The organism is Bacillus sp. CD3-5 (assembly GCF_006349665.1).
GTDB classification, from domain to species: Bacteria; Bacillota; Bacilli; order Bacillales; family Bacillaceae_G; genus Bacillus_A; species Bacillus_A paranthracis.
Genome location: NZ_VEPX01000003.1, coordinates 290,891 through 312,994, shown reverse-complemented (window position 1 = coordinate 312,994; position 22,104 = coordinate 290,891). Strand labels below are relative to the sequence as shown.

The following is a 22,104-nucleotide window of genomic DNA, read 5'->3' as shown; positions in this document are numbered from 1 at the left end:
ATGTCTGAAAACATAGACAGGAGAAGTTTGTTATAATAACTGAGGAAAAGAAACTGGTAGAATCATGGAGGTATACATGAAGCAATTAAAGGGTATTATCATTTCAATTATTGCAATTCTTTCTATTGTAGTAGCGGTGTATGAAGTGCTTGTTCCAGAGGAAACAAGTATTAAAAAAACAAATGCGTATGATCAAGTTCTAGAATTTCCGAAAGATCGATATCCAGAGACAGGGAAACATATTACGGATGCTATAAAAGAAGGACATTCAGAAGTGTGTACAATCGACCGTGGTGGCGCTGCGGATAGAAGAAAATTATCGTTAGCTCCATACCCATCAAAAAAAGGGTATGATCGTGATGAATGGCCAATGGCGATGTGTAAAGAAGGCGGAAAAGGAGCACATATTGAATATATAAGTCCAGCCGATAACCGCGGAGCAGGCTCTTGGGTAGGAAATAAGTTAGATAAATACCCAGATGGTACGCGTGTGAAATTTGACGTAAAGTAGTAGTAGTTGCATATTTCATAATGAAGGAGAAGGGAACGATGGAGTTAACAATTTCGTATTCGCAATTAATGTTGATGAACTATGACGGTGATCAGCCTTACGTTGATTGGACGGATGAAGATTTTGAAAGAGGTTATGCGAAGGCGGATGGAACTGTTATTTTTGAAGCACTTTCTGATTATACTTGTGAAGTAAAAGTGACCCCAGGGAAACATATTGAGAAAGAAGAAGTAATTAGAACGGTTACAGTTCCTTTTACAGTTGAAAATGAATGTATCGTTGTAACAAGTATTCTTTCAAATAAATTTCAAATTCCTATTCCAAATGGTGAGTATACGGTTGTATTACAAGCAACACCTCTTGAAGAACCAACGGATGATGAATTATATAAAATACAATATGAATTCTTTTTTGAAAGTAAAGAATAAAAAAGTGGGGTATCCTCAAAAAGGATACCCCATTTTTATTATGCGTTTGTTTTTAGCAAGGAACGAGCGTCTTTTGCCGCTTGCACCATGTGCTCTAAAGCTGGAATAACTTCTTCTGTTCTTCTCGTTTTTAAACCACAATCAGGATTAATCCAGAAATATTTAGGATCGCATACTTTTAAAGATTGTTCTACGATTTTATACATTTCATCTTTACTTGGTACACGTGGGCTATGAATATCATATACGCCTAGACCGATGCCTTTTTCATATGTTGTATGTTTTAATGTATCAATAAATTCACCGTGACTTCTTGATGTTTCGATAGAAATCACATCTGCATCTAATGCGCGAATCGCATCAACGATATCTTCGAAGTTACTGTAACACATATGAGTATGAATTTGTGTTTCATTTGCTACAGAAGAAGTTGCTAAAAGGAAGGATTGTACTGCCCATGTAATATAAGCGTCCCAATCTTTTTCTTTTAGTGGCATACCTTCACGAAGTGCTGGTTCATCGACTTGAATTACTCGAATTCCAGAAGATTCAAGTAGTTCAATTTCATGACGAAGAGCTAATGCAATTTGATATGAAACTTCTTTTCTTGGAATGTCATTTCGAACGAAGGACCAATTTAAAATCGTAACAGGTCCAGTTAACATTCCTTTTACAACTTTCTCTGTTAAGCTTTGTGCATAAACAGTTTCCTTAATAGTCATTCCGTTAATAAAGGCTACATCACCATAAATAATAGGTGGTTTTACGCAGCGGGAACCGTATGATTGTACCCAACCGTTTTTAGTGAATGAGAAACCAGCAAGGCGCTCACCAAAATATTCAACCATGTCAGTTCTTTCAAATTCACCATGTACAAGAACATCGAGACCGATTTCTTCTTGGTAACGAATCCATTTTTCTGTCTCTTTTTCAATAAATTGTTCATATTGTTCATTTGAAATAACACCGTTACGCCATTCTTTTCGCGTTTGGCGAACTTCAGTTGTTTGCGGGAAGCTACCGATAGTTGTTGTTGGTAACAACGGTAACTTCAGGGCAACTTGTTGCAATTCATATCGTTTTTCAAATGGAAGAGGACGTGAAAAATCTTCTTCTTTTAATGCTGTTCGTGCTGCTTTGACATCTTCTCGGTTACGTGCAGCAGATGAACGAATTGTATGATGTACATTTCGATATGTTTCCAGCTCATTATGAATGCTTTCTGTACCTTGAGTTAGAGCGGAATGAATAAGAACTAACTCTTCTAATTTTTGATTTGCAAATGCCAACGCATCAAATAGCTCAGTCGATAAGTGAGTTTCTTCTGTTTTATCGATTGGCGTATGCAATAAGCTACAAGAAGGCTGAACGATGAAATCTTTCGTTTGGACTTGTTTTTGTAACGTTGTAAATAACGTAAGAACTTCATCAAGATCGGCTCTCCAAATGTTACGGCCATCTATACAACCAACAGCTAAAGTTTTATCAGCTGGGAATCCATATTTTGAAATAGCATGTAGATTACCTTCTTTACCATGAACGAAATCTAATCCAATACTTGATACTGGGAATGTAATAATTTCTTCATAGTTTTCTTCTACACTATCAAAATATGTTTGTAAAAGAAGATTCGCATTTGGAACTTCTTTACGAATAGCTTCATAAATTTCTTTTGCTTGTTGAACTTCTTCTTTCGTTAAAGAAGCGAAAATCGGTTCATCAACTTGAATGATTTGTGCACCAGCTGCATGTAGTTCTGAAAGCAGTTGTACGTAAGGTGCAACTAACTGTTTTAAAATAGTAGCAAATTGCTCTTGTGTATAGCCTTTAGCTAATTTCAAGAAAGTATATGGTCCTAAAATAACAGGTTTTCCATCTACTCCTAATTCTTGTTTTGCCTCTTCGTATAAGCGAAGTGGACGATTATCTTTTAAAGAGATTTGTAATCCCTCTTCATATTCAGGAACGATATAATGATAGTTTGTGTTAAACCATTTTGTCATTTCGGAAGCTACGTGATCTTTAGAGCCACGCGCCATTGCGAAATATACATCAAGGTAAGATGTAAACTCAGAAAAACGTGAGGGGATAAATCCTAGCATATAAGCAGTATCCAAAACGTGATCGTAATATGTAAAGTCGCCAATTGGAATAAGTTCAATCCCTTTTTCTTGCTGTGCTTTAACGTGTTGAAGACGAATTTCTTTCATTGTTGTTAAAAATTGTTCTTCATCGATTTTATTAGACCAAAAAGCTTCCAATGTTTTTTTCCACTCTCGTTGTAGTCCGATACGTGGATAACCTAAGTTACTTGTTTGAATTGCCATTTCAAATTCCTCCCTAATTGAAAGTAAGCATTTCCGTTTACTAGGAAATACCTATAACAAAAAGCATATAGGCATAGAAAATAAGCCTTCCTTTTTGTTTTAACACCTCATCATCATCCGTGAATCTATCAGTGTTGTTAAAACAGGCAGGTCTCCTGACTTATGCTTCATATGATTTCTTTCACCTTCCCGTTTTCACAGTGGCATTAAAAAGAAATCTCAGCATTTACAGTGGCGGGACCGTGTTGGAGTTTCACCAAGCTTCCCTTTTAAACACGAAACAAACTGTTCGTGTACCCATTTTCCTTTTGAAAGGAATTTAACAAGCGATATGATATTGAAACAAATTCTAACACAATTTTTGGAATTTTGTCTACTGTTTTGAAATAAGAAAATTCTAAAGTTTTTTATTTTAATTATTTGTATTTTTCTGATTTTTTAGGGTGAAGAAACATGAGGAGAATTGAAATAAAGTGCGATTAAATTTATAAAGAAATGGGTACCTATACATACATACATACATACATAAGATGCCAGTTATGTTATTAAATAATTGGTTTATCTTATATAGAAAATTAAACAAGCATAACCCCAACCTAAATTAGAATGGGGTTATACTTGTTTTAGACTTTGAAATAAAATAACTATATTGTCATTTTACAGTTTCTATTTTAAAAGTTTAATCCGTATCCGTATCTATATCAATTTCTGAAAGTCGCCCGGCAACAGCATCTGTAAGAAGGGTGTTTAACCATTGTAATTCAACTGTAATATGTTCAATAACGCTTTGTAAAATATATAGTTGTGCACGTGGGATTTTGCCTTTGCTACAATCATAAATAGTTTGCATATTATGTAAATATTGAATAGTATCATTTTTCTTCTTTTCTAAAATAGGAACTAACTCTTGGTCATCACCAAAATGAGCGAAAGAGAGTGCCGAATAAATCGGTTTATATATTTGATTTTTTGCCTCGAATTGTTTTAATAGTAATTTGTGAAATAATTGTTTACCTTCTTCTGTTATATGAAAGATTGTTTTATCTGGTCTATTCGTATCTCGAACAATCGTGGTAATACAAATTGCACCTTGCTTTTCTAATTGCTCGAAGGCGTAGTAAAGTGAACCTTTTGCATATTTAATATAACAATCCATTTGTCTTTCTTTCATAATGTGTTGCACTTCATATGGATGTTTATCCCCTTCGAGTAGCAAACCGAGAATGACTAATTTCATGCTCATTCTGTTGTCTCAACTCCTGTATATAGAAACTTTATCCCGATTGGTGAGGGATAATAACCAGTGGGAATGGTTCCTTACTGATTAAAGATTTACTTTATATATTATAAACGGCATACCCTTTTTCATAAAGGGTATGCCGTTTCTTTTTTCTATACTAACTTACTTGCTTTTGTCTTTGTTTCGTTTTTGGACCTGTAAATAGTCGTTCATTTCCCATAAGTAAAATACAAATAATACTTAGCACAGCCGGGATAAGTGCCCAGAAGAATGTGCTGGCAATAGATGTAGCGAGAGCCTCTTTAATACCAGTTAATATTTCAGGTGGCATCTTCTCGGTAGCACCTTGTGATAATAAGAAACTTGTGTCTCCGCCCTTTGGAGCTAATTTAGCTAGTTCAGGAGGGAACACCGTACTTAATTTATTAGTAAAAATATGATTTTGAATGGTACCGAAAATTGTTACACCAAGAGTCATACCGAGTGAACGGAAGAATGAGTTTGTTGATGTAGCAGAACCACGGTCTCGCATTTCTAACTTGTGAATAGAAGACATACTTAAAACTGAGAACGAGAAACCAACCCCAAGTCCAGTGAGAACCATAAATAGTGTTACAAGTAGACGAGGTGTATCCATCGTTAAAGTGCTTAATAAATAAATACCAATTACAAAGAAAACGCCAGATACGATCATGATGTTACGATAACTTGTTCGTGAAGCTAACTGTCCACCTGTTTGACTTCCAATTACAGAGCCAACCATCATAGGTGTTAAAATTAATCCAGCATTAGAGGCTGAACCGCCGAGAACACCTTGAACGAAGATTGGAATATAAACTGTACAGATAATAAAAGCGGCACCATAGAAAAAGGCAACGCCTTGGCTAGCTGCGAATAAAGGTTTTTTAAAGAGATGGAAAGAAATGATAGGCTCCGTTGCTTTTCGTTCTACGAAGAAGAAAATAATAAGCATAATAACAACTGTTGTAAATAAACCGATAATTACAGTGGAATTCCATGCATATTCTTTACCACCAAGTTCTAAGGCGAACATTAAGCAAACGATACTAATAACAAGTGTAATAGCGCCAGCCCAATCAATTTTTTGTTTTCTAAATTCTAGAGATTCACTGTAGTATTTAGTAATGAAGAAGAAGGAGATAAGCCCTAATGGAATATTAATATAGAAGACCCAGTGCCAACTTATATAGTCTGTAATATAAGCGCCTAATAAAGGACCGAACACACTAGATGTCCCGAAAACGGCACCGAATAGTCCTGTCATTTTTCCGCGTTTTTCTGGTGGGAATATATCGTACATAATTGTGAAGGCAATAGGCATAAGAGCGCCCCCACCAATCCCTTGAATTGCTCTATAAATACTTAACTGTTCAATACTAGATGCTGTTCCGCAAAGTGCAGAACCGAATAAGAAAAGAATGAGGCCACCGATATAAAAACGTTTCCGTCCGTACATATCAGAAAGTTTTCCGAATATAGGCATACCTGCCATTGTTGCTACCATATATGCAGATGTGACCCAAACAAACTTGTCAAATCCTCCTAAGTCTCCAACGATCGTTGCCATTGCTGTTGCAACAATTGTATTATCCATTGCCGCCATTAAAATACCAAGTAGTAAACCAGCAACAACAAATTTTGTCTTGTTGGAGTCTTTTTTTGATAATTGAGATTTCAAATATAACCCTCCTTTAAAAATAAGTAAACTATATTAAGTTTTGAGTGCAGCGCATAAAAATGTAAAGGACAGTTCTTTCAAATCAATTTACACAAGTGCACAAGCCATAAAGAATATTATAGTCAAATTTGACTAAAAGGCAAATGTTTTCATTCGTCAAAATATTCTGTTGTATGGACTGCGAAAGAGTGAGTAATACTTAATATTGGTATAAAGTCAATGAAGGAAATTGTAAAAAAATATTTCAGCAAGAATACCTTCAGTTAACAGAGGAAAAATGGTTTTTTCTTTATATTGTCGAATAGGATAAAAGGAAGAGTAATAACTATATATCGTTTGTATTGTGCAGAGAGGCAGAATAAGGTCGTATGAATGATGCATCTGAAATGGGGTGAATATTATTATGAAAATATGGAAACGAATTTCGGATCAAGGAAGGCGTTCAATACCGCTACAACCGGTATTATGGATTGATGGATCAAAAAAGGAAAACGAATGTCCCAATGTAGCAGTTACATTGCAAATCCGTAGTATGTATAAAGAAAAATTTTCATATGAACTGACCTATGATGTAAACGACATACTTATTATTCGAATTGAAGTTGAAAATAAAGGAATAGAAATGATTTCACGAGTTGTAGTAAGTCATATGATTCGCGATTATTTTGCATATATCCCTAATTCATTAAAGGTAGATAAGGGGATAAGTGAGTTTCTATTCCAACTTGTAAGGTGGCGAATCGATAATTTATTACCGAATGAAAAGGTAGAATTAATTTGTAAAATAAAAGCAAATAAAGATAAAGCACTCAAAAACGCATTATTTCAGGCTACATATACATTTCAATATAACGGAGTATCATATGGTCCACTGCAAACAAATGAAGTTGTAGTGCGGCAATGATAAAAAGGAACCTGTATGGAAGGTTCCTTTTTTAGTGAAGGTTATGCTTTTTGAGTACTTTCTTTTGTTCTATTCCTTTTTTCCCTACATAGTTATTTTTGAAGCCAAAGTATAGAATAAATAAAAATGAAGCAACATTAACAATAGCATCGATTTGATCGTTTGTAATAAAGTTTATTCCGAAAGAATTGAATAGTAATTTTAAGGATAATAGAAAGCCCGCTAGTAAACGTATAATATCTGATAGATTTTCTTTTTGTAGCATATAGGTCACTCCTTTCTAAAAACGATATATAGTATATATATGAAATGAAGTAGAAAAGGTAGACAAGTTTAAGCGGAAATGTACACTCAATATGTACATTTTTTATTTTGTAGAAAAACATAATTGTTATAGAAACATATATTGGTATAGAAGGGAGGTGAAGTATGAAACATAAAGGGAAAATTAGTGGATTATTACTTGGGAATACAGTGGCAGTTACAGAATGGATTGCGCTTCAGGATGTAATTACAAAACTGGATTCGCGATCATTTTATACCGTCTTTATTATTTATATATTGCAAATGATACTCAGCTATTATTTTGGACATTGGTATGATAAAAGAGCGAGTGGGCGTATGGATACGGAAGTAGGAGGAATGGCAAGTAATGATTTTGTAGTTGATTTTTTTGAGAAAGTAGCTGCTTTATCAGAACGAGATTCTCATAATATTACAGTGTACATTCTTTCTGTGAAAGAATGGAAAGGACTAAAAGAAACAGTGCAAGAAAAAAAATTGGAGGTGTTAGTACAAAAATTGGAGAGCACGATTGTAAAGACAATTCGTAAAGGCGATGTCGTTACGAAGTGGGATGAAAATAAGTATGTGATTGTGGCGATTGATAAAGGACATGAAAAGTCGACAATAACAAACCGATTAATGAAAAATATTGAAAGTGAAATAGAAAATGGTTTGTTAAGTATGACTCTATTATTTGGGGCTGCTAGTTATCCTATAGAAGGAAAAACGTTTGAAGAATTGTTAAGAAAGGCACAAAATCAATTGTACCAACATAGAAATTTGTAAAAAAATAAGTGGAATTTTGATTTGAAGAAATATGATATGAAGAAGTTTTGATTGTAACATTTTTTTGACTTTTATTACAAAAAGAACTTTTTTTGTAATAAAAGTCTTTAAAAATATATGAAATAGGCATATAATTATGATGGATGTGTCAATGCATTTTGCACAATGTGTTTCATTTTAAAAGTGTAGAGGAAAGCATACTCTACACTTTTCCTTTTTAGGGAATGGCAAGAATAATTGTAAGTTGTTGCAAGATAGCATTTATACTGTGTAAAATGAACGAAGAGATTATTTGATAGAAAGCGGGAAAGGGAATGATAGAATGATAGACGTGTGAGAACAACGAACATCTTTTATCAGGTGAATAATTACTGTTGTTCTTCAAATTATTATGGTTGTGATGAATTCCGTTGTACTTTTATGTAATACATAGTATGAATAGGTTTTAAAAAGTTCCAAGTAAAAGATGGATATGAAACTGCTATTTAGTTCGAAAACGGAAAATGTAATTTCAAGTAATACAATTTGTACAAGCATTATAAACAATATGAATGATTTTCGTGAAAAAGGTGCGAGTGTGGAGTTTATAGAAGGTTATATAATTTCATAGCTTTTTACACGATGATCGTATATAAGTAGGAGGAAAAAGATGTTGAAATATAGTAAATTAGCAATTGTAACTGCATTATCAATGACTTTACTAGCGGGTTGTTTCGGGCCGAAACCAGAAGAGGAATTATATGTTGCATTTGAAAATGCTGCAAAGCAAGAAAAAACAATGTTTGAAGATGCAAAAAAACTTGAAACTTTAGAGAAAGAGGGACAAGAATTATATAACCAGATTGTTCAAGAAGGAAAAGATAATAATCAAACTGTTAAGGAAAAACTAAACCAAGCAGTGAAAAATACAGATGAACGAGAAAAAGTGCTTAAAAAAGAAAAAGAATCTTTAAATAAGGCACAAGAAGAAGTGAAATCGGCAGATAAATATGTGAAGAAAATTGAAGATAAGAAATTGAAAGATCAAGCGGATAAAGTGAAAAGCACATATGAGAAACGACATGATTCATTTAACAAAATGTATGATAGCTATAATAAATCGTTAAAACAAGAAAAAGAATTATATACAATGTTACAAGATAAAGGTACGAAATTAAAAGATATTAGTGAAAAAGTAAAAGTAGTAAATCAGTCTTATAAAGATATTGAATCAGAAAAAGACAAGTTTAATGAATTTACGAAGTCTTATAATACAGAAAAAATTGCTTTTTATAAACAGGCAAATATTAAAATTAAAGAAGAGAAAAAATAAAACAGTTTGGCCTACAATTGGCCAAACTGTTTTATTTTTTTGTATAGGTACGACTATACCATGGGACAGGTTCACTTAATTTTTTTTCTTGTTTTAGCGCTTCAGGACCAATATAATCTTGAAGTGTTTTTTTTGCTACTGTTAAAGATAAGGTTGTTTTCGGATTTCGATAGGAGGATTCAAGATGACCGAGATGTGGTAGGATTCGAAAATCTTCTTTTGTAGGAGGAATATGGAAAAAGTAATCACCTAAACGTATAAGAACATCAGATTGTTGTTGGCTAAAACGTGGATTTCTAGAGAAATGTAATCCTTCTTTAATAGCTTTTTTTTCAGTAATTAAGCGTTCTAAAGCTGTCTTTTTTAACCAGTATAAATACTTCGGATTAGTTGCAGCTTTAGCATGACGATTCACAACAAAAATAGATTGAGCTAGTCGATTAATAGAATGTTGGTTTTGTAATTGAGATTGTGGTTGTGAAGGTTTCATATTAAATCTCCTTTCAATTTTTCATTATTATACCATAAGTAAAAGCGATTTTTATTATATGCAAAAAGTGATTGTATATATTTTCAATATTAAAGCAATATTGTTACAAAAAACAACTATTTTGTATAATAGTAATAGAATGTGTTTTAGAAATTTGATAATGAAAGAGTGAGAAGTTTGAAAGAAATATTAAAACAGCAATATGCCATTATAGATATTGGATCTAATACAATGCGTTTAGTTATTTATGAAAAGCAAAACGGAGGTTTTTATAAAGAGATTGAAAATACGAAAGTGGTTGCAAGGTTAAGGAATTACTTAGTCGATGGTGTGTTGATTGAAGAAGGAGTAGAGGTATTGTTACAAACATTATTTCAATTTCAAGAAAGTACACGATTCCATCAGTTGCGCCATGTACTTTGTGTTGCAACAGCAACAATTAGGCAGGCTGAGAATCAAGAGGAAATTAAAAAACTTGTTGAAGGACAAACAGACTTTACTCTTAGAGTATTATCAGAATATGAAGAAGCGCGTTACGGCTATTTAGCGGTTATGAATTCAACTTCGTTCTCGGAAGGGATTACAGTAGATATTGGTGGAGGAAGTACGGAAGTTACATACTTTCGAAATAGAGAGATTTTAGAGTATCATAGCTTTCCTTTTGGGGCACTTTCTTTAAAGCAACAATTTATTAAAGGGGACATACCTACTGAAGAAGAGTTGGAAAAGCTTCAAACGTACTTGGAATATCAATTTCGAACATTACCATGGTTAATTGATAAGAAATTACCCCTTATTGCAATTGGTGGTAGTGCGAGGAACTTAGTGAAAATTCATCAAAATTTAATTTGTTATCCTATAGCAGGAGTACATTTATACAAGATGAAAGAAGAAGATATTAAAAATGTGAAAGAAGAATTGGAAGGCTTGTCGTTCATAGAACTTCAAAAATTGGAAGGATTGGCAAAAGATCGAGCGGATACAATTGTTCCCGCAGTCGAAGTATTTCATACGCTTGTTCATGTTATAGAGGCACCAGCATTTGTATTAAGTAGAAAAGGATTAAGAGAAGGTGTTTTCTATGAAGAGTTGACAAAAGATTTGGGGATTTCATATTATCCGAACGTGGTCGAAGAAAGTTTGTATTTATTATCACATGAATATGAAATGGACATGGAATTTGTAATACAGCTTATTAAACATGGAAGATTAATTTGTCAACAGCTTGAAGAAACAGGGCTGATTTCTATGTCAGTAAAAGACTGGGAAGTGTTCCATCAAGCAGCGAAAGTATTTAATATAGGCAAATATATAGACGAAGAAGCGAGCCGTTTACATACGTTTTATTTATTAGCAAATAAAACAATTGATGGTATGATGCATAAAGAGCGAGTTAGATTAGCGCTTATTGCGTCTTATAAATCAAAAATGTTATTCAAACAACATCTGTCTCCGTTTGAAGGATGGTTTGATAAAAACGAACAAAAAAAAATTCGCCTATTAGGGGCTGTTTTACAATTTTCAGCAGCTCTAAATATAAGACAAAGATCGCTTGTTGAATCGATATCTATAACAGAAAGTAAAGAAGGATTAACATTTAAAATTGTATGTGAGCAATCGGCATTAGCGGAAAAAGTGCAAGCTGAAAAACAAAAAAAGCAGCTGGAAAGAGTATTGAAAACGAATATTAACTTATTCTTCGAATCAAAACACTAAGTTGTACGGATGTCTTTACAAAAAATTAACACTTTGGAATATTGTAATTTGTTAAAATGAAAGTAACTAAATTATAGTAAAAAAGTTTCAAGGGAAGTGTGAAGAGGATGGAAATGTTGAAGGGGAATATAGTCAATTTAAATGATACAGCTTATTACAACAATAGAGAACTAAGTTGGTTAGCATTTAATGAACGTGTACTACAAGAAGCACAGGATGAAATGAATCCGCTTTTAGAAAGATTAAAGTTTATTAGCATTTTTAGCTCCAATTTAGATGAATTCTTTATGGTACGTGTAGCAGGATTGAAGGATCAAGTGAGCGCTGGGTTTAATCAACCAGAAAATAAGGCCGGCTTAACACCAAAAAAGCAATTAAATAAAATTGCGATAAAGGCCCATGAATTAATGACTGTACAATATGATACGTTTAAAAATTATGTGTTGCCAGCGTTGGGGCTAGAGGGGATTGAGCGTTTAACATTCCATGATTTGACGAAAGAACAAAGAGAATTTATAGAAGAGTATTTTGATGAGCAAATTTTCCCAGTCTTAACACCTGTAGCTATCGATGCGTATCGTCCATTTCCTATGTTATTAAATAAAAGTTTGAATTTAGCTACTCTTTTATATGATGAGAAACAAGTGGAGGAAGAAAACCGCACGAAGTTAGGAATTGTACAAGTTCCTTCATTACTTGAACGTTTCATATTTTTACCGAGTGAAGGGCAAAAGTATAAATTTATTTTATTAGAAGATGTAATTAGTGGTTTTACTCATAAATTATTCACTGGATATAAAGTATCATCTGTTACTCGTTTCCGTATTACACGCAATGCGGATTTAACGATTCATGAAGAAGGTGCGAGAGATTTATTAAAAGTAATTGAAAAAGAATTAAAAAAGCGTAAGTGGGGAGCTGCTGTACGTTTAGAAGTTGGCAAAGAACACATTGATGAAAGAGTATTAGCGTTATTATATGAAGTGTTGGAAGTAAAAGATGAAGATGTGTATATAATGGATGGACCGTTAGATTTAACATGTCTATTTTCTTTATATAAAAAACTAGCGCCTTTATATGAACATTTAGTATATCCGGCTCTTATTCCACAACGACCTCAAGATTTAGGGGATGCGGAAGATGTATTTGAAAAAGCAATTGAGCATGATATTTTATTACATCATCCGTTTGAATCGTTTCAGCCAGTAGTTGATTTTGTTCGTGATGCAGCAGACGACCCGAATGTACTTGCAATTAAACAAACATTATATCGAGTAAGTGGGGATTCGCCGATTATTCAGGCGCTAAAGGTAGCGGCTGAAAAAGGGAAGCAAGTGACGGTATTAGTTGAATTAAAGGCAAGATTTGATGAAGAAAATAATGTGCATTGGGCTAAAGAATTAGAACAGGCGGGATGTCATGTTATTTACGGTGTAAGTCATTTGAAAACACATAGTAAAATTACGCTAGTTGTAAGAAGAAAAAACGGAAAAATCGAAAGGTTCGTACATCTTGGGACCGGAAATTACAATGATGCAACCGCAAAGCTATATACTGATTTTGGTTATATTACATCACGAAAAGACTTTGGGGTCGATGCAACAAATTTCTTTAATTATTTGAGTGGTTATACAACAAAGCCGCATTTTCATCATTTATCGGTTGCGCCATTTGATATAAGAGAGCAATTTATCGATTTAATAGATGAAGAAATTCGTTATCATAGGCAATATGGAAATGGATATATCATTGCTAAAATGAATTCATTAACTGATAAACCACTTATTAAAAAAATGTATGAAGCATCACAAGCTGGAGTAAAGGTAGAGCTCATCGTTCGAGGAACATGCTGCCTACGACCTGGTATTCCAAATGTAAGTGAAAATATTCGGGTAGTTAGTGTTGTCGGGAGATATTTAGAACATAGCCGTATTTATTATTTCCATCATAATGGAGAAGAGAAAATATATTTATCTTCAGCTGACTGGATGACAAGAAATATGGAGAAACGTGTAGAAATATCTTTCCCGATATTAGATATTGAAATGAAGGCACGAATTAAGGCGATTTTACAGCTTACTTTAGCTGATAATGTGAAAACACGTGAACAAAATAAAGACGGTGACTATTATTATGTTATTAATAATGGGGCAGAAGAGATTGATAGCCAAGTGAAGTTATTTAAGATGGCGTATCAAAACACAGATGCCGAATAATGAGAACAAAGTAAAAAACCTCTTTTTTAAGAGGTTTTTTACTTTGTTCTCTACTTATTATAAAGGATGCGTAGAGAGAATACTTTTTATTATAAGCATGTTAATGGATTATGAATCGGTTAAGAAAGGAAATAACATTAGTAGAATTGTTGCGGTACATTAATAATAGAATGGTTGTTGACAAGGTCCGCCATAACAAGGATAAGGTGTCGGCGGTGGGAAAGGTGGTGGATATGGTGGGTAATACGGTCTAGGACCGAAAGCTAATGCTCCGCCAAGCAGTCCACCAGCAATACCAGCTAGAAATGGGACGCCAAAAAACGGAAAGAAGCGTGAGTCGCCTACTGGACCAATAGGTGCTGAACGGACTGGGATTGGTTGATAATATGGATACATGAACAAACCTCCTTTATTGGACTCACTTTTATCATATGGTAAATGAAACGTGGATGAGCGCGTACAAGAAAGGATATGTAAGAAAATAGGCGAATGATTACGAATGTTGGAGCGTGAAAATCGTAATTTCAGGTTTTGCCATAAATCGGAATGGGACACGTGTTCTGCCAAGGCCGCGATTGACATAGAGAGCTAAATCTTGGATCGTATAGAAACCTTCTACATAGTTTTTAGCAAGTGCTGGGGTAATAATAGCGCCTAAAAAAGGGATTTGTACTTGTCCGCCATGGCTATGACCAGAAAGTTGTAAGTTAACTGGATATGTAGCAATTTGCGGTGCAATATCTGGTTCGTGAACAAGAACAATGTTATAAATGTTTTTCCGAGCGCGCTGTAGTGTCTCCTTTATTTTTGGTTTGCCTAATAGTATATCATCAAGACCGAAAATTGAAATTTCACTATTATCCAGTAGACGGATTCTCTTTTCACTGTTTAGTAACAGTTCAAATCCAGATTCACGCATGATGTGTTCGTAGTATTCCGTTCCATATCCGCCGTGATCATGGTTACCATAAATAGAAAATTTACCGAAGGGTGCTTGTATATTTTTTAAAATAGATGCAACGAAAGGAGTGTCAGTATACGTTTGATAATTATCAATGAGATCACCAGTAAAAAGAACAATGTCGGGTTTTACAGCATTAATTTTAGAGACGATTTGAGATAAATGTTGGAGAGAGAAATAGTATCCGAGATGTAAATCGCTAAATTGAAGAATCTTCATACCGTGAAAGCTTTTTGGGATGAGTTGTGATTTCAGTGTATGTTCTGTAAAAGAGAGCAGATGAGGCTCAATATATTTAGCATAATAGTATCCGATACTAGTCGTTATAAATGAATATAGGCAAGTACGCATTCCAGTTTTTAAAAAATCTCTTCTTGTAATTTTCTTCATAAAAATATGAGTATACCTATTTGGCTTATATTACATGTGTTCGTTACATTTACAGGTTACTCAAATCTCCTTTCGTTTTTTTAAAATATATTTTAAATCATGTAAAAGTAGTATAGATAACGAAAAAGTGAATAAAAAGAAATCTCTTTACGTTAAAATATCAGAAAAGTTTAAAAATATAAAGATTTCTATTAAATAAAATGATAAAATGAATGTGTATTCATTTTTGGAGGGGATATAATATGAAAGAAAAAGTAGTTATTGTAACAGGTGGATCGAGCGGAATGGGAAAAGGAATGGCGACCCGTTTTGCAAAAGAAGGGGCACGAGTTGTTATTACAGGACGTACAAAGGAAAAACTAGAGGAAACAAAATTGGAAATTGAACAATTTCCAGGACAAATATTACCGGTACAAATGGATGTAAGAAATACGGATGATATTCAGAAAATGATTGAACAGATTGATGAGAAGTTTGGACGAATTGATATTTTAATAAATAATGCAGCTGGAAACTTTATTTGTCCAGCGGAAGATTTATCCGTGAACGGCTGGAATTCGGTTATTAATATTGTGTTAAACGGTACATTTTACTGTAGCCAGGCTGTCGGAAAATATTGGATTGAAAAAGGTATAAAAGGAAATATCATTAACATGGTAGCAACATATGCGTGGGATGCAGGTCCGGGAGTTATTCATTCGGCTGCAGCGAAGGCTGGAGTATTAGCAATGACGAAGACACTCGCTGTTGAGTGGGGACGTAAATATGGAATCCGAGTTAACGCTATTGCGCCAGGACCAATTGAACGTACGGGCGGTGCTGATAAATTATGGATTTCAGAAGAAATGGCTAAGCGTACGATACAAAGTGTTCCGCTTGGAAGACTGGGTACGCCAGAAGAAATTGCAGGTCTAGCTTATTATTTATGTTCAGATGAAGCTGCGTACATAAATGGAACTTGTATGACAATGGATGGAGGACAACATTTACATCAATATCCATTTTAAAAGGGATAAGAAAAATGTGACGGAATTGTGACATATGAAAGAAAAGTGTTTACAAGAGGTCATATATACGTTATATTTAAGACCTCTTTTTTCTTCATAGTAGAATTGCTAATTCCCCTTAGCATTTTACCCCTCTAATCCCTTCAGGAAAACTGAAGGGATTTTTTATTATTTTTCCGTAAATATCATGTTATAATTTTTGAAAAGTAAAGGGAGGGAAGCACGTTGATAGATGCATTAGATGTAATGAGTAACTTGGATAAAGTCCTTCCTTATTATCAAGCAATTTTTAGTGCTGATGAACATACTGTAATTGGATATGAAGTAGTAGGGCGTATTCAAACAGAAGAGGGCATACAAAGTTTAGCTTCTTTCTTTCATGATGACTCTATTCCAAGTGAGTTTCAACTAGAAGCGGATAACATTATAGTAGAAAAGGCTTTAAATCGTTATTTAGAAAGTGATCAAAAACTATTATTATTTATACATCGGAATGCTAACGTATTAATGAACGATGATGATGAAAGTTTGCTTCAACTTTTATTGATGTATGAAAAACAAGGTTTAAATTTGAAAAACATTGTTTTAGAGATTACAGAACATGAATGTAAAGAAGATATAGAGCAATTTAATCATTTGCTTATGTATTATCGTACATATGGTATTCAAATTTCGATTAATAAAGTCGGAACAGGTACAAGTAATTTAGAACGTATTAGCGTGTTAGCACCTGACATTTTAAAAGTAGATTTAACAAATTTAAGGCAAACTGCACTTTTACAATCTTATCAAGATATTTTATATTCTTTATCATTACTTGCTAGAAGAATTGGTGCGACATTGTTATATGAAGAAATAGATGCTTTTTATCAATTACAATATGCATGGAAAAACGGTGGTAGATACTATCAAGGGAATTATTTAAAAGAATGCTTACCTGATTTTATTGAAACGAACGTTTTGAAAGAACGACTTGGTAATGAGTGTCATCAATTTATTCAACATGAGAAGAAAAAACTACAAAAGATTTATAATTTAACAGAAATGTTACGTGATCGAATTGGCGATGTTTTAGCCAAACAGAAAAAGAATGAAGATATAAATGATTGGTTATTACAATTTAGCCAAAGTGTATCACAATGTAGTTTTCGTATATTTATTTGTAACGAAGATGGTTTCCAACAATCAGGAAACGTTATGAAAAAAGATGGGGAATGGATTGTGATGCCTGAGTATTATATGAAGAACTGGAGTTGGCGCCCGTATTTTCTAGAGAATATTATGAAAATGCGTTTTGAGAATAAGGCAAGACTTTCAGATTTATATGCTGATATTGAAACCGGTGAGATGGTACGAACATTTTCTTTCCCGATTGATGATGAGAACTTTTTATTTATAGATTTATCGTATGAATATTTATATGAAGAAGATGTTTTATTTTAATGCACGAAGAGATTCGTGCATTTTTTGTTTGTTTTTATCATAAATTGGTAATAGTGAAAATGGTGCCGAAAATGCTGTCTATCGTTGTAAAGATTTTACGAACGAAACCAGCCCTTTCTTTGCATAATCATTGTTACAATGAATACTACAAAGACAAGTTTTCTTAAAAGGAAGGTGAAAAAATGAGAAAATATGGAATATGGTTAGTTCTATTTGTATGCGTTGCCTTTCTAGTTGGTTATAGTGTTACAACTGTTTTAGGAAAAGAGGAAGTGAAAGTCGATCGGAAAGAAGTGTTTGTAACGATACAAAAAGGCTATGAAAGCCAATTTTCAATTCGTGGGAAGCGTTTGCCGATGAATAAGATGATAGAAACGTTATCACCATATTTTACAGAGAATTTCCTTCAAGTATTTACAGATGAAAATAGTAGAAGTGATAAACAAAGTGGTGAATATTTACTTCCAGCAAAAGAAGCGCCATTTTCTTTTAATTCGGAAACGAAAATGTCATATGATGAAGAGCATAAAATTTTATATGTTTATGAGCGGGCGAAAAGTGGACAATATCAAATTATAACATTGCAAAGAGATCAAGGGAAATGGAAATTGGCTGGATATCATGAAAGTCAAGAACTTTTAACTGAAATAAAAAGGTTACAACAATTATAAAGTGAAACTTTAATCAGGGGCATATCCCGTTTAATATGAACTTGCCACAATCAGATGCATACTTCCAAAATATATCGGGATAAAAATAGGAATAGGTCTTTACCTATTCCTATTCTATATTAAGAAGTTGTTGTAATTTTTCAATTTGAAAACCAGCAACAACTTCTCCATCAATTACAACCGTCGGAGTTGAATAAGAATCATAGTCATATAAAAGACGATTGCGAGCAGCGGCGTCTTTTTTTACGTCAAACTCTTCGTATACAACGTTATTATGCTTTAAAAATTCTTTCACAATAACACATGGCGGACAATCAGGTTGTGTGTAAACCTCAATTTTTTTCATTGCAATTCCTCCTTTTTACTGTTTTTTATTATATTCTTCCAGTATAAAAATCGCAATAAAGAAGGGAAAAGATGTTCTTTCTGTTTTTTCCTTCGTATTTCGACAAATTTTTAGTTGAGTTTCTGGCCAATAACCTTTATCCTAGAGTGTGGAACATTTTTTCTGTTATGACGGATAGAATGAGTATAGCTGTAAAACCTATTGGTAGGAAGATCAGAGAAAGGAGAGATTTCATGTCTCTACTCCAAGGAATTTTAACTCGACTTGTTAGTCTACAAGAACAAGCTGAAAGCGGTGAAGTAGCACAACGCTATTTTGAAGTGAACGGTGAGCGCAAATGTAGCGTGAAATTTTTCGATAAAAGTGAAATGTATGAGTTAGAAGTGTATCAACAAGGTGAAAAACCTCAAGTGTATCAATTCGATAATATCGACATGGTTGCAATTGAGATTTACGATATCATTTCTTGATACATATAAAAAAGGTGTTGCCATAGGGCAGCACCTTTTTTAGTTCTATTACTTTTAGTATATATGTATAAGGATTTTTCATTTTTCCTACAATGGTAATAAAGTGAAAGTGTAATTAGTAGGGTTTCTTCGTCATATTATACAGCTTATTATCCATCACCAATTGAGGACGGGTAGTAAATAGCGGGATGAAAATAGTGAGGAGGTGTGTTATATGGAACGTTTACCAGTTGTGATTTGTCCTAATTGTCACAATTCTGCTGAGATTATTCATGTACTAACGGCTCAATCGAATCAAAACGTAATTTATACGTGCCAAGTTTGCCATTATGTAATTCGGAATATTGAAACGAATAAAGGGTAGGGAGTTATAATTTTTGTTTTTGTCCCATACAATGAGAATACGAAAAGTCTGTCTAATTGAAAGGACGTGACTATGTGGCCGGTGAACATAAATTTTATAATGTTTCAGAGAGACATTTAAATTTTGATATGGTCTTTACCCGTATTTGTAATTTCATTAAAAAGGATCCGCGAAATTTATATCGTTTATCCATTGGGACAGACTCACAAGCACATCAAAAGGATACGAGGTTTATTACGGCAATTCATATTCATCGCGTTGGAAAAGGAGCCTGGGGGTGTTTACACCATCAATCAGTAAAAGATAAGCCAGAAACTTTACGTGAGAAAATATATTTAGAGACGCAGTTTAGTCAAGAAATTGCATGCCTATTTACTCCTAATCATATACAAACAATATGGGATTTATTGCATCCATATGCTCAAGATGGGGCTGGTTTTATAATGGAGATTCACTTAGATATCGGAAATGATGGTTTAACAAAAGAATTTATTCTAGATATGACAGCGAAAATTCAAGCGATGGGATTAACTGCAAAAATTAAGCCAGATGCTTATGCGGCGTTTAGTTATGCAAATCGATATACGAAATAAAAACAATTTATATATTTCTTTCACTAAAAACTGAATATTACATCTATTAAATAGGCTGAAAATTTTATATAATAATGGTAACGATGCGAGTATAAGGAGAGGGGTATATGAAAAGGGAATTTGTTTTAACAGAAGAAGAGGAAAGTTTGTTACTAGATATTTTATTTCAGCAAAATTATGCGAGTGAAATTTTAGCTGTGGAACTTACAGATATCGAGAATGGTTTAAAAAAGACAGACGTGATGCAATATAAAAAAATCACAAGGTTATTTTACAGATTAAAAAATAAAGGGTATTAAGCGCTACCGGAATGGTAGTCTTTTTTTTGTGTTATATGCTAAAATAGCTGTGTAATTTTGTTTTTTACTGAAAGAATGTAAGGACAAAATAATAATATGAAAACGCTGTCATAAAATGTGAATAGAGCCGGTAATTATAAGCAGGAAAAAGGGAAAATGGGGGATGTAATATGATTAGTATTCCAAAAGACGAGTTTCAACAAATTTTTGTAAAAGATTTAATGATTTCATCAGAAAAAGTAGCACATGTCCAAATAGGGAATGGTTTAGAGCATGCTTTACTCGTACTTGTGAAATCTGGATATTCGGCGATACCTGTTTTGGACCCGATGTACAAATTGCATGGGTTAATTAGTACTGCTATGATTTTAGACGGTATGTTAGGGCTAGAACGCATTGAGTTTGAAAGACTTGACGAAATGAAAGTAGAGCAAGTAATGAAGAAAGATATCCCGGTTCTTAAGTTAGAAGATTCGTTTGCAAAAGCATTAGAAATGACTATTGATCATCCATTTATTTGCGCTGTCAATGAAGATGGGTATTTTGAGGGGATTTTAACACGTCGAGCGATTTTAAAATTGTTGAATAAAAAAGTAAGGCAACATAATCGATAATGTGAGAAAAGTGACTTCATAGAACCGAAGAAGTCACTTTTTTTTCGTGCATATCAGTTGTGTATGTATTATATTTAAAAAGATAAAAAATATAAGCGTATGTAGTTAAATTACGGATGAAAAGCTTATTGAGATAAGGTGTATGGAAGCTAAGGAAAGAGGGAGAAAGTTGCAAATTGATGATTTTCAAATGATGGTTGTGTTAGCACAGGAATCAAATATGAGAAAAGCGGCGGAACGTTTATTTGTTTCACAACCTGCGCTTAGTCAACGATTACAATCTATGGAGAAACAATGGGGAATGAAGTTTTTTATTCGCTCTCAAAAAGGATTGACAATTACACCTGAAGGGGAAAAAGTTGCAAATTACGCAAAAGAAATGCTACAAAGGGAAGAGGATATTAAAAGTGAACTAGCTGTTTTTAGAACAGAAACTCATGGGACGTTAAAAATAGCTGTCGCATCAGTTATTGGTCAATATTGGCTTCCTCCTGTTTTGAAGAAGTTTGTACATAAATATCCTTCTGTAAAAATATCGCTGTTTACTGGCTGGAGTAGTGAGGTGCAAAAGCAATTTTATGAAGGAGACGTGCATGTTGCTATATTGAGAGGAACACAAGAATATAAAGGCCAGAAGCAACAATTATTTGAAGATGAACTTTATTTAGTGGATAAAGAAATAAAAGATATTTCGATGTTAAAAGAAACAAATAGACCATTTATTCAATTTAAAAGTGATTCGACTTATTATGGACAGATACAGAATTGGTGGTATGGTTTATTTTCTAATCCACCTAAGAGAACAATTGTCGTTGATCAAATTGAGACTTGCAAACAACTCGTTTTAAATGGTATAGGTTATGCTCTTTTACCTTCTACTGTTTTAAAAGAAGTACAGGAAAATATGTATAAAACACCTGTCCAATTAACGAGAGAAACATGGTTATTGACGAGTGAATCAGCTAGACAATTGAAGCAAGTACAAGCATTTTTAGAAATTATAGAAGAAATTCAAATGGAAAAATAGGATTA

24 protein-coding genes and 1 riboswitch are annotated in these 22,104 nt (G+C 33.5%); of the genes, 16 read left to right on the top strand and 8 right to left on the bottom strand.

Features of this window, described 5'->3' with window-relative positions; translation table 11 throughout:
- The first annotated feature begins 76 nt into the window (after positions 1-76).
- Together nucA and comJ are read left to right on the top strand one after the other, a co-directional pair.
- Positions 77-511, top strand: coding sequence for a DNA-entry nuclease (gene nucA, locus FH036_RS09085; protein ID WP_000811499.1), 435 nt, complete (start codon positions 77-79; stop codon positions 509-511).
- A gap of 38 nt (positions 512-549) precedes the next feature.
- Positions 550-939: a competence protein ComJ gene (comJ, locus tag FH036_RS09080; RefSeq protein WP_000424015.1), complete on the top strand. Its 390-nt coding sequence runs from the start codon at positions 550-552 to the stop codon at positions 937-939.
- A 38-nt stretch (positions 940-977) separates the two neighbouring features.
- On the opposite strand, the gene metE is transcribed toward comJ, so the two are convergent.
- The 3 genes from metE to FH036_RS09065 form a co-directional block, all read right to left on the bottom strand.
- The gene (metE, locus tag FH036_RS09075; protein ID WP_139895615.1) at positions 978-3,266 is read right to left on the bottom strand and encodes a 5-methyltetrahydropteroyltriglutamate--homocysteine S-methyltransferase; all 2,289 of its coding nucleotides are present in this window, start codon (positions 3,264-3,266) and stop codon (positions 978-980) included.
- 128 nt (positions 3,267-3,394) lie between these two features.
- A riboswitch (cobalamin riboswitch) is annotated at positions 3,395-3,582 on the bottom strand.
- A 363-nt stretch (positions 3,583-3,945) separates the two neighbouring features.
- Positions 3,946-4,509: a PadR family transcriptional regulator gene (locus FH036_RS09070; protein WP_000062057.1), complete on the bottom strand. Its 564-nt coding sequence runs from the start codon at positions 4,507-4,509 to the stop codon at positions 3,946-3,948.
- Between the two features lie 154 nt (positions 4,510-4,663).
- Entirely contained in the window at positions 4,664-6,205 is a 1,542-nt protein-coding gene (locus tag FH036_RS09065) for an MDR family MFS transporter (RefSeq protein ID WP_000842024.1), read from the bottom strand.
- Positions 6,206-6,608: 403 nt separating this feature from the next.
- Between FH036_RS09065 and FH036_RS09060 the strand changes: the two genes are divergently transcribed.
- Positions 6,609-7,109 carry a hypothetical protein gene (locus FH036_RS09060; RefSeq protein ID WP_000708181.1) on the top strand — a complete coding sequence of 167 codons (501 nt, stop codon included), beginning with the start codon at positions 6,609-6,611 and terminating at the stop codon, positions 7,107-7,109.
- 31 nt (positions 7,110-7,140) lie between these two features.
- On the opposite strand, the gene FH036_RS09055 is transcribed toward FH036_RS09060, so the two are convergent.
- Positions 7,141-7,374 carry an SPP1 phage holin family protein gene (locus FH036_RS09055; RefSeq protein ID WP_000939450.1) on the bottom strand — a complete coding sequence of 78 codons (234 nt, stop codon included), beginning with the start codon at positions 7,372-7,374 and terminating at the stop codon, positions 7,141-7,143.
- A gap of 164 nt (positions 7,375-7,538) precedes the next feature.
- On the opposite strand from FH036_RS09055, the gene FH036_RS09050 reads away from it, so the two are divergent.
- Positions 7,539-8,180 (top strand): diguanylate cyclase domain-containing protein, encoded by a 642-nt coding sequence (locus tag FH036_RS09050; RefSeq protein ID WP_000680841.1) that lies wholly within the window; start codon positions 7,539-7,541, stop codon positions 8,178-8,180.
- 649 nt (positions 8,181-8,829) lie between these two features.
- A complete protein-coding gene (locus FH036_RS09045; RefSeq protein ID WP_000922491.1) occupies positions 8,830-9,492 on the top strand; it encodes a YkyA family protein in 663 nt (220 codons plus the stop codon).
- 31 nt (positions 9,493-9,523) lie between these two features.
- On the opposite strand, the gene FH036_RS09040 is transcribed toward FH036_RS09045, so the two are convergent.
- Complete coding sequence (locus tag FH036_RS09040; protein ID WP_000804868.1) at positions 9,524-9,982, bottom strand: YkyB family protein; 459 nt, start codon at positions 9,980-9,982, stop codon at positions 9,524-9,526.
- 177 nt (positions 9,983-10,159) lie between these two features.
- Between FH036_RS09040 and ppx the strand changes: the two genes are divergently transcribed.
- On the top strand, positions 10,160-11,698 hold the full coding sequence (gene ppx / locus FH036_RS09035; RefSeq protein WP_044790721.1) for an exopolyphosphatase: 1,539 nt from the start codon (positions 10,160-10,162) through the stop codon (positions 11,696-11,698).
- A gap of 107 nt (positions 11,699-11,805) precedes the next feature.
- Entirely contained in the window at positions 11,806-13,914 is a 2,109-nt protein-coding gene (locus tag FH036_RS09030; RefSeq protein ID WP_139895614.1) for a polyphosphate kinase, read from the top strand.
- A gap of 159 nt (positions 13,915-14,073) precedes the next feature.
- On the opposite strand, the gene FH036_RS09025 is transcribed toward FH036_RS09030, so the two are convergent.
- Together FH036_RS09025 and FH036_RS09020 are read right to left on the bottom strand one after the other, a co-directional pair.
- Complete coding sequence (locus FH036_RS09025; protein WP_000283744.1) at positions 14,074-14,310, bottom strand: hypothetical protein; 237 nt, start codon at positions 14,308-14,310, stop codon at positions 14,074-14,076.
- A 97-nt stretch (positions 14,311-14,407) separates the two neighbouring features.
- Positions 14,408-15,265 (bottom strand): metallophosphoesterase, encoded by an 858-nt coding sequence (locus FH036_RS09020; protein WP_000724516.1) that lies wholly within the window; start codon positions 15,263-15,265, stop codon positions 14,408-14,410.
- A 242-nt stretch (positions 15,266-15,507) separates the two neighbouring features.
- Between FH036_RS09020 and fadH the strand changes: the two genes are divergently transcribed.
- From fadH to FH036_RS09005, 3 genes are all read left to right on the top strand, one after another.
- Positions 15,508-16,272 (top strand): 2,4-dienoyl-CoA reductase, encoded by a 765-nt coding sequence (gene fadH, locus FH036_RS09015; RefSeq protein ID WP_000660918.1) that lies wholly within the window; start codon positions 15,508-15,510, stop codon positions 16,270-16,272.
- 225 nt (positions 16,273-16,497) lie between these two features.
- Positions 16,498-17,715 carry an EAL domain-containing protein gene (locus tag FH036_RS09010; protein WP_000564304.1) on the top strand — a complete coding sequence of 406 codons (1,218 nt, stop codon included), beginning with the start codon at positions 16,498-16,500 and terminating at the stop codon, positions 17,713-17,715.
- Between the two features lie 182 nt (positions 17,716-17,897).
- Positions 17,898-18,386, top strand: a complete 489-nt coding sequence (locus FH036_RS09005) for a DUF3993 domain-containing protein (RefSeq protein WP_001233819.1) — start codon at positions 17,898-17,900, stop codon at positions 18,384-18,386.
- Between the two features lie 109 nt (positions 18,387-18,495).
- Here FH036_RS09005 and FH036_RS09000 read toward each other — a convergent pair whose 3' ends face one another.
- The gene (locus tag FH036_RS09000) at positions 18,496-18,732 is read right to left on the bottom strand and encodes a glutaredoxin family protein (RefSeq protein ID WP_000717880.1); all 237 of its coding nucleotides are present in this window, start codon (positions 18,730-18,732) and stop codon (positions 18,496-18,498) included.
- Between the two features lie 233 nt (positions 18,733-18,965).
- Here FH036_RS09000 and FH036_RS08995 point away from each other — a divergent pair, with 233 nt between their 5' ends.
- From FH036_RS08995 to FH036_RS08975, 6 genes are all read left to right on the top strand, one after another.
- The gene (locus tag FH036_RS08995) at positions 18,966-19,202 is read left to right on the top strand and encodes a YkuJ family protein (RefSeq protein ID WP_000055151.1); all 237 of its coding nucleotides are present in this window, start codon (positions 18,966-18,968) and stop codon (positions 19,200-19,202) included.
- A 214-nt stretch (positions 19,203-19,416) separates the two neighbouring features.
- Positions 19,417-19,566, top strand: a complete 150-nt coding sequence (locus FH036_RS27055; RefSeq protein WP_000440537.1) for a hypothetical protein — start codon at positions 19,417-19,419, stop codon at positions 19,564-19,566.
- Positions 19,567-19,640: 74 nt separating this feature from the next.
- Positions 19,641-20,159 (top strand): ribonuclease H-like YkuK family protein, encoded by a 519-nt coding sequence (locus FH036_RS08990; protein WP_000896652.1) that lies wholly within the window; start codon positions 19,641-19,643, stop codon positions 20,157-20,159.
- Between the two features lie 107 nt (positions 20,160-20,266).
- Positions 20,267-20,458 carry an antirepressor AbbA gene (gene abbA / locus FH036_RS08985; protein ID WP_000817794.1) on the top strand — a complete coding sequence of 64 codons (192 nt, stop codon included), beginning with the start codon at positions 20,267-20,269 and terminating at the stop codon, positions 20,456-20,458.
- A 170-nt stretch (positions 20,459-20,628) separates the two neighbouring features.
- A complete protein-coding gene (gene cbpB / locus FH036_RS08980) occupies positions 20,629-21,072 on the top strand; it encodes a cyclic-di-AMP-binding protein CbpB (protein WP_000623566.1) in 444 nt (147 codons plus the stop codon).
- Between the two features lie 142 nt (positions 21,073-21,214).
- Positions 21,215-22,099 (top strand): transcriptional regulator CcpC, encoded by an 885-nt coding sequence (locus FH036_RS08975; protein ID WP_001984809.1) that lies wholly within the window; start codon positions 21,215-21,217, stop codon positions 22,097-22,099.
- Positions 22,100-22,104 lie beyond the last annotated feature (5 nt).